General features: G+C 73.0%; 7 protein-coding genes. 1 reads left to right on the forward strand and 6 read right to left on the reverse strand.

The genetic code is table 11. The annotated features are described in order from the left end of the window. Positions 1 to 73: 73 nt before the first annotated feature. From sufU to ACNQOV_RS13345, 6 genes are all read right to left on the reverse strand, one after another. Positions 74 to 523, reverse strand: coding sequence for a Fe-S cluster assembly sulfur transfer protein SufU (gene sufU, locus ACNQOV_RS13320; protein ID WP_416395010.1), 450 nt, complete (start codon positions 521 to 523; stop codon positions 74 to 76). Further along, the gene (locus tag ACNQOV_RS13325; protein ID WP_416395022.1) at positions 520 to 1,812 is read right to left on the reverse strand and encodes a SufS family cysteine desulfurase; all 1,293 of its coding nucleotides are present in this window, start codon (positions 1,810 to 1,812) and stop codon (positions 520 to 522) included. The genes sufU and ACNQOV_RS13325 overlap by 4 nt, the downstream gene beginning before the upstream one ends. A gap of 144 nt (positions 1,813 to 1,956) precedes the next feature. Continuing rightward, a complete protein-coding gene (locus tag ACNQOV_RS13330; protein ID WP_402269119.1) occupies positions 1,957 to 2,169 on the reverse strand; it encodes an antitoxin in 213 nt (70 codons plus the stop codon). A 97-nt stretch (positions 2,170 to 2,266) separates the two neighbouring features. Then, the gene (locus tag ACNQOV_RS13335; RefSeq protein WP_402269117.1) at positions 2,267 to 3,559 is read right to left on the reverse strand and encodes a chloride channel protein; all 1,293 of its coding nucleotides are present in this window, start codon (positions 3,557 to 3,559) and stop codon (positions 2,267 to 2,269) included. Between the two features lie 78 nt (positions 3,560 to 3,637). Next, entirely contained in the window at positions 3,638 to 5,860 is a 2,223-nt protein-coding gene (locus ACNQOV_RS13340; RefSeq protein ID WP_416395013.1) for an alpha-galactosidase, read from the reverse strand. A 129-nt stretch (positions 5,861 to 5,989) separates the two neighbouring features. Continuing rightward, entirely contained in the window at positions 5,990 to 6,973 is a 984-nt protein-coding gene (locus tag ACNQOV_RS13345; protein WP_416395015.1) for a magnesium and cobalt transport protein CorA, read from the reverse strand. Positions 6,974 to 7,162: 189 nt separating this feature from the next. Here ACNQOV_RS13345 and ACNQOV_RS13350 point away from each other — a divergent pair. Then, positions 7,163 to 7,948 (forward strand): tryptophan-rich sensory protein (locus ACNQOV_RS13350; protein ID WP_416395017.1); only part of this gene is annotated, 786 nt, incomplete at its 3' end.

Here is a 7,948-nt window from a genome sequence, read left to right on the forward strand (position 1 = left end):
TGACGTGCGGACTGCGGTCCAGGAGGGACGGTGCGGGCCCGACCCGCGCCTCCCGGACCGCAGACCGGTCGCGTCAGGAGCGCGTGGTCGCCTCGCGCGCGGCGGCCTCGGCCGCCACCCACGCGAGCATCCCGCACTTGACCCGCATGACGAACTTCGAGACGCCGTGGAAGGCGATGAGGTCCTCGAGCACGTCCTCGTCCGGCTCGCCGGCACCCCGGGACCGCATCATCGCGCGGAACTCCTCGGTGAGGGCGAGGAGCTCGGGCACCGTGCGGCCGACCGCCATGTCCGTGAGGACCGACGCCGAGGCCATCGAGATCGAGCAGCCGTCCCCCTGCCACGCGAGTGCGGCGATGCGCTCGGTCCCCGGCTCGAGCCGGACGCGCACGGTGATCTCGTCGCCGCAGGTGGGGTTGCGCTCGAAGTGCTCGGCGTCGGCGTCGGGCAGCTCGCCGTCGCCGTGCCGGGCCTTCGCGTGGTCGAGGATGACCTGCTGGTAGAGCGAGTCGAGGGCGTTCACGCGGTGGCTCCGAAGTAGTGGCGGACCTCGCCGACGGCGGCGAGGAACCGGTCGACGTCCTGCTCGGTCGTGTAGACGTACGTGCTCGCGCGGCTCGTGGCGACGAGGCCGAGGCGGCGGTGCAGCGGCTGGGCGCAGTGGTGGCCGGAGCGCACGGCGATTCCCTGGGCGTCGAGGTACTGGGAGACGTCGTGGGCGTGCACGCCGTCGACGTCGAACGACACGAGTCCCGAGCGCGGCACACCGGCCGGCGGACCGACGACGCGGATCCCCGGCACGGCGGCGAGTCCGGTCAGCATGCGTTCCGCGAGGTGTTCCTCGTGCGCGCGGATCCGCTCCGTGCCGATGCCCTGCAGGTACCGCACGGCCTCGGCGAGGGCGACGGCCTGCGAGACGGGCTGCGTGCCGGCCTCGAACCGCTCGGGCGCCGGCATGTACTCGGAGCCCTCCATCGTCACCGTGGTGATCATCGAACCACCGGTGCGGAACGGCGGCAGGGCGTCGAGCAGCTCGTGGCGGCCCCAGAGCACGCCGATGCCGTTCGGCCCGAGCATCTTGTGGCCGGAGAACGCCGCGAAGTCGACGCCGAGCTCCTGCACGTCGAGCGGTCGGTGCGGGGCCGACTGGCACGCGTCGAGCACGACGAGCGCACCGTGTGCGTGAGCGGCGGCGACGACCGCCGACACCGGGGCGATCATGCCCGTCACGTTCGACACGTGGGCGAAGGCGACGACCTTCGTCCGGTCGGAGACCAGTGCGGCTGCGGCCTCGGCCGTCCAGGTGCCGTCGTCGGCGACCGGGACCCAGCGCAGGGTCGCGCCGGTCAGCGCGGCGAGTTCCTGCCACGGCACGAGGTTCGCGTGGTGCTCGGCCTCGGTGACGAGGATCTCGTCACCGGCTGCCAGCCGGAACCGCTCGGCGTCGACGCCGCCGCGACCACGGCTGGCGTTCGCCATGCCGTAGGCGACCAGGTTCAGGGCGTCGGTGGCGTTCGCGGTCCAGACGACCTCGGACGGCGTCGCGGCACCGATGAACCCGGCGACCGTGGCACGGGCGTCCTCGTACGCGTCGGTGCTCAGGGCGGCGAGGGTGTGCGCACCGCGGTGGACGGCGGCGTTGTCGTGCTCGAGGAACCGGCGTTCGGCGTCGAGGACCTGCCGGGGTCGTTCGGCGGTGGCCCCGGAGTCGAGGTAGGCGAGCGGGAACCCGTTGACCTCCTGCTGGAGGATCGGGAAGTCCTGTTTGATCGCCTCGACCTCGGACTCGGTGAGCGGTTGGTTCGGCGCCACGACAGTCACCCGTCAATCGTGGTCTGCCCGCGGCCAGGAGTCCAGTCGGACGGACACCGCTGACGGCGAACGGCCCCGGACACGTGGTCCGGGGCCGTTCGCACGGTGCGCGGGAAGCGCGTCACTCGTCGCGCGGGAAGCGCGTCACTCGTTGCCGACCTGCTTGTCCGCGGCATCGCGGGCGCCGTCGATCTTGTCGTCGAACTTGCCGCCGGTCGCCTTCTTCACGGCGTCGGCGACACCGTCGAGCACCTTGTCGCTGATCCCCTCGGCCTTCTCGCTCTTCAGGGCGTCCTGGACCTTGCCGTCCTTCAGGAACTCCTGGGCCTTCTTGGTGATGTCGTCGAACCCCGCCATCGGTCACTCCTCGTCTCGGGGACGGAACCGGACGCCCCGTCGTGCGGCCGATCGTAGGCGCGCCGGGCGAGCCGCGCACCGGATCGTGACGAACTGTTCAGACCATCTGCGCGCTGCGACGACGGGCGAGCACGTAGCCGACCGCGACCGAGCCCGAGACGGCCAGGAGCGACGGGATGAGGATGTCGGTGCCCTGCTGGGTGAACTCGACGACGAGCACGAGCGCGGTGAAGGGCGCCCGCATGGTGGTTGCGAGGAACGCCGCCGCACCGATGAACGCGAACGCGGTGAGGCTCGGTCCGTCGGTCGGCCAGAGCAGGAGCCACAGGCCGCCGAGGCCACCGCCGACGGCCGAACCGATCGCGATGGACGGGGTGAGCGTGCCGCCGACCGCACCCGCCCCGATGGTCGCCGAGGTCGTGATGGTCCGGACGACACCGAGCGCGAGCAGGAACAGGATCGGGGACAGCCCCGCGACCGATCCGTCGTCGAGCGAGGTGTTCATCGCGAGGACGCCGAGCGCCCGGCCGTTGCCGAGGATCTCCGGGAAGGGGACGGCGATGAGGCCGACCATCGCGAACACGACCGGCAGCACCACGAGCAGCCGCCACCCCTTCGGCGCGATCCCCTGCAACCGGTTCGTGAGCTTCACGAAGCCGACGCCGGCGAACCCGAGCACCGGTCCGACGAGCACGGCCCAGACGAGCAGGGACGACGAGAGGTGCATGGAGGGCACGTGGTAGAGCACCTCGTCCGGGATCACGAGGCGCGCCACGAAGGCCGCGATCGCGCTCGTCGCGAAGGCCGGCAGGGCGGTCGCGAACGTGAGCTCGCCGAGCAGCACCTCGACCGCGAACAGGGCACCGCCGAGCGGGACGTCGTACACCGCCGCCAGGCCGGCAGCGGCGCCGCACGCGACGAGGATCTTGGTCTCGCGGGCGGTCAGCCCGGCCCGCGCGGTGACGAGCTGGGACAGCCACGCCCCGATCTCGCGCGGCGCCACCTCTTTTCCGATCGACGCTCCGAGCCCCACGGCGAGGATCTGGACGCCCGCGTTCGCCACCGTCGCGAGGGCGGGCATCCGCTTCCCGCCGACGGCAGCGGGCACCGAGACCACCGGACGGCCCCAGCGTCGGAGTGCCCACCAGGCGACACCGGTCAGGACGCCGGCGGCGAGGAGCGCCAGGAAGCGGTTCAGCGCGCTCGGGGCGTCCGCCGCCTCGAGGTGGCCGCCGAACGGGTAGCCGAACGCGACGAACTGGATGAGCTGCAGCGCGAGCCACACCGAGACGCCGGCGATCCCGCCGGCCACCCCGACGAGTCCCGTGACGACCGCGAGCTTCAGGGCCCAGACCGGCGTGGCACGTGTCGCGTGTCCGGGGTGCGGCATGACCGGAAGCCTACCGGGCGCGCCACGCGGCCGAGGCGACCCGCACAGCCCGGCCGCGCCGCGCCTCCTGGCCGCTGCTCAGACGGCCGTGAGTCGGAACGGCACCACGCAGTCCGCCGGGACCAGCGGTGGCTGCACGCCCACCGTCTCGAGCGTGCGGCCGCGGAAGACCCGGTCCCCCGACCACCACGGCGGTGCGACGACGCCGAACCCCGCGCCGACCACGACCGGGTCGACCCGGTACGAGGTGTCCGGGTCGAGCCCGCGGAACGTCAGGCGCCCGGAGCCGGACACCTCGGACCGGCCGACGCTCGCGAGGAAGAAGACCGCGCGCTGCCGGTCCGGGGCGACGGTGCCGTACACGAGGCGGGAGTCGTCGACCTCGTCCATCCGCACGAGGTCCCCGCCGTGCAGCAGCGGACGCCACTCGCGGTGGAGGGCGATCCACTCGGCGAGCGCCGACTCCTCCTCCGGGGTGGCCTCGACGAGGTCCCACTCGATGCCGAAGTGGCCCGTGATCGCGGTGCCGGCGCGGAACGCCAGGTCGTGCACGCGGCCGGTGGAGTGGTTCCGCCCGCTGGCGACGTGCGCGCCGAGCAGTTCCGGCGGCAGGAGCTGCTGGGTCCACCGGTGCATCTGCTGTCGTTCGAGCGGGTCGATGTCGTCGGACACCCACACCCGGTCGGTGTGCTCGATCACGCCGAGATCCACGCGCCCGCCGCCCGACGCGCAGGACTCGATCTCGAGCGTCGGGAACCGTTCCTTGAGCGTCGCCATAAGCCGGTAGGCGGCCAGCGTCTGCTCGTGCACGGCCGCGCCCCCGCCCGCGTGCCCGGCCTCGACGAGGTCCCGGTTGTGGTCCCACTTGACGTACTCGATGCCGTACTCGCCGATGATCGCGGTCATCCGTTCGAGCACGTACGCGAAGGCCTCGGGGACCGCGAGGTCGAGGACCTGCTGGTCGCGGGCACGCACGGGCAGCCGCCCGTCGGCCTGCAGGATCCACTCCGGGTGCGCCCGGGCGAGGTCGCTGTCCTCGTTGACCATCTCGGGTTCGAACCAGAGGCCGAACTGCATGCCGAGCGCCCGCACGCGGTCGACGATCGGGCCGAGCCCGTCCGGCCACACCGCGTCGTCGACGTACCAGTCGCCGAGGCCGGCGTGGTCGTCACGGCGGCCCCGGAACCAGCCGTCGTCGAGCACGTACCGCTCCACCCCGATCCGGGCGGCACGTTCCGCGAGGTCGGTCAGGCGGGCGAGGTCGTGGTCGAAGTAGACGGCCTCCCAGACGTTGAGGGTCGTCGGGCGCGGGGTCGTCGGGTGCTGCGGACGGCTCCGGAGCCAGCGGTGGAAGCGGGCGGCCTGGTCGTCGAGTCCGTCCCCGTACGCGGCGTAGACCCAGGGGCCCTCGTACGTCTCGTCGCGCCCGAGCCGGACCTCGCCGGGCAGCAGCAGCTCACCGCCGCCGAGGACCTGCCGTCCGGTGGCCAGGCGCTCGGCCGCGTGCCGGTGGTTGCCGCTCCAGGCCGTGTGGACGCCCCAGACCTCGCCGCGGGCGAAGCCGAACCCGGGGACGCCGACGCTCAGGACGGTCGCGGCGTCGTGGCCGGTGCGCCCCTTGCGGCTCTCGCGCTCGTGCGTGCCCACGACGAGTTCGCGGCGCTGCGGGGTGCGCTCCTTGCCCCAGCGTCCGGCGAAGTCGAGGACCTCGCGGGCACGGGACGGGACCGGCAGCGCGACGGTGAGGTCGTCGAGCGTGTACACGCCGTCCGCGGTGTTCGTGACGGCGGCACGCGTGCGGACGAGTCCGGATGCGAGCAGCTCGATCGTCAGGCGCAGGCGGAGCCCGGCGGTGGTGTCCTCGGCGTCGGCGACGACGCTGGCGGCGGGGCCGGCCGGGGCCCCGGCGTCCGCGCCGACCCGGGCCGCGGGGCGGGCCGGGTCCGACGCGCCGGTCGTGTCCCGGGCGGCGGGGCCGGCCGGGTCCGACGTCGTGTCCGTCACCTCGAGCGCGGTGACGGTGAACGCCGGTGACCAGTCCCGGCCGTCCCGGTGCCCGGTGAGGCCGGGCCGGCCCGTCCAGCCGCGGTGCGGCTCCGGCAGGACGGCCACGCGGACGGGGTGGTCCGGCTCGCTGCCCGCGAGCGGCAGGACGTCGGCGTCCGCGAGGGCCGCGAGCTCGGTGGCGTCGAGCGGCCCGAGCGCGGCACCCCAGTGCACGACGGCCGGCAGCGCGTGATCACGGCAGTCGAGGATGAGCGAGACGCCCCCGGCAGAGAGGTGGACGAGGTCGTTCGGCATGTGGGCTCCAGTCGGCGACGGTGACGGCTCCAGCAGTCTCGCGCTCTGGGAGCGCTCCCAGCAACACGACGCGCGCAGATGCCCCGGGGTCGCACACGAACTGGATCAGGGATCGCGCACGGAGGCGCGTCAGAACCAGCGCTTCACCTTGAACGCGACGTAGAGGGCCGCCGCGAACACGACCATCGCCACGATCGCCAGCGGGTACCCCCACCGCCACTGCAGCTCGGGCATGTGCGTGAAGTTCATGCCGTAGATCGCCGCGATGAGCGTCGGGGCGAACAGGATCGCCGCCCAGCCCGAGATCTTCTTCGTGTCGTCGTTCTGCTTCTGCGCCGCGAGGGTCGAGTCGACCGTCAACGCGTTCTGCAGCAGCTGCCGGAAGGTGTCCAGCCGCTCGACCGTGCGGATGGCGTGGTCGAGGACGTCGCGGAACCGGCGCTGCATCTCCACCGGCAGGTGGTACTTCTCGGCCCCGCGGTGCAGGTTCTCGATGATGTGGATGAGCGGCCGGGCCGCGCGCTGGAAGTCCACCACCTCGCCGAACAGCTCGTAGATGCGGCGCGAGACCCCCGCCTCGCCCGCGAACAGCTGGTCCTCGATCTGGTTGATGTCCTCCTCGAGGCCGTCGATCACCGGCAGGTAGCCGTCGACGATCGAGTCCATCAGCGCCCAGAGCTGCGCCTGCGGCCCCACGGTCACGAGGCCCGGCTTGCCACTCATCCGCTGCAGTGCCCGCGGGACGGTCTGCCTGCCGCGCGGATCGGCCTTCACGACCACCAGGAAGAACTCCTCGCCGACGAAGGCGTGCACCTCGCCGAACGCGACCTCCTCCTGCTGGTCGTTGTACAGGGCGGGCTTCAGGACGACGAACAGCGTCGAGCCGTAGCGCTCGAGCTTCGGCCGTTGGTGCCCCTCGGCGGAGTCCTCGACCGCGAGTTCGTGCAGGCCGAGGGCCACGGCGACGTCGCCGAGCTCCTGGGCGTCGGGCTGGTGCAGCACGATGCACGCGCTGGCGCCCTGGTCCTCGAGCATCCGGAAGGTGTCGTCGAGCGACGGACTCGCGATCGGGGCGATCCGGTCGACGTAGACGGTGTTCAGCTCGACAGACACGACACCACCGTACGCAGGGTGCGCGTGCGGCGGTCGGACGCGACCGACGTGCGGGCCTGGAGGCGCGGGTCGGGCCCGCACCGCGCCTCCAGTCCGGTCCGTCCCCCGCCGGCTGGACGTGCGCTGCGCGCCGGTCGCGGCCACGCGCCTACGGTGCAGGTCATCAGCATGCTGACGAAAGGGACTGTCATGAAGAGGATCTGGAAGCGGATCGCGGTCGCGGTGAGCGCGGTCGTCGCGGTGGTCGGCGCGTTCGTCGGCTCGGGAGCCGCTGGCGGGACGCCGATCCAGGACGCTGCCGGCGGAGCACTGTCGGCCTCGTCGACGGCGATCGCGCCGGACGGGCCGGCGTTCTCGATCTGGAGCGTCATCTACGTCGGGCTGCTCGCCTACGCCGTCCGGCAGTGCTTCCGCACCGCCGACGACGAGCGTCACGCCCGCCTGACCGTGCCGGCGGTGCTGTCACTGCTGCTCAACGCCGCGTGGATCCTGTCGGTGCAGTTCGGGTTCCTGTGGCTGAGCGAACCGATCATCGTCGCGCTGCTCGCCGTGCTCGTCTGGACGTTCGTGCTGCTGCGTCGCTCGCGGCCGTCCGGCATCGTCGAGGCGATCGTCACCGACGGCACGTTCGGGCTCTACCTCGGGTGGGTGTGCGTCGCCACGGCGGCGAACACGGCCGCGGTGCTGACCGCCGCGGGCTTCCGGGGCTTCGGGCTGTCGCAGGACGTGTGGGGCGTGGTGGTCGCACTCGTGGCCGGGCTGGTCGGGGTGCTCCTCGCCGTGTGGGGTCGCGGGCGCCTGGCTCCGACGGCGTCGCTCGCGTGGGGGCTGGCGTGGGTCGCGGTGGCGCGGCTCGACGGGCCGCTGGTGTCGACGCCGACCGCCGTCGCGGCGGTGGTGGCGGCGGCTGCGGCCGTCGTCGTGACGCTCGTGGTGCGGGCCCGTGTCGGGTGGCGCGGCGCGGCTGCGCCGGCG

Source organism: Curtobacterium sp. LFS084 (genome assembly GCF_047977705.1).
Classification (GTDB): domain Bacteria; phylum Actinomycetota; class Actinomycetes; order Actinomycetales; family Microbacteriaceae; genus Curtobacterium.

Coding starts and splice junctions, on each gene's coding strand:
- ACNQOV_RS13335 (WP_402269117.1), bottom strand. CDS start 3,559: ATGCCGCACCCCGGACACGCGACACGTGCCACGCCGGTCTGGGCCCTG.
- ACNQOV_RS13330 (WP_402269119.1), bottom strand. CDS start 2,169: ATGGCGGGGTTCGACGACATCACCAAGAAGGCCCAGGAGTTCCTGAAG.
- ACNQOV_RS13340 (WP_416395013.1), bottom strand. CDS start 5,860: ATGCCGAACGACCTCGTCCACCTCTCTGCCGGGGGCGTCTCGCTCATC.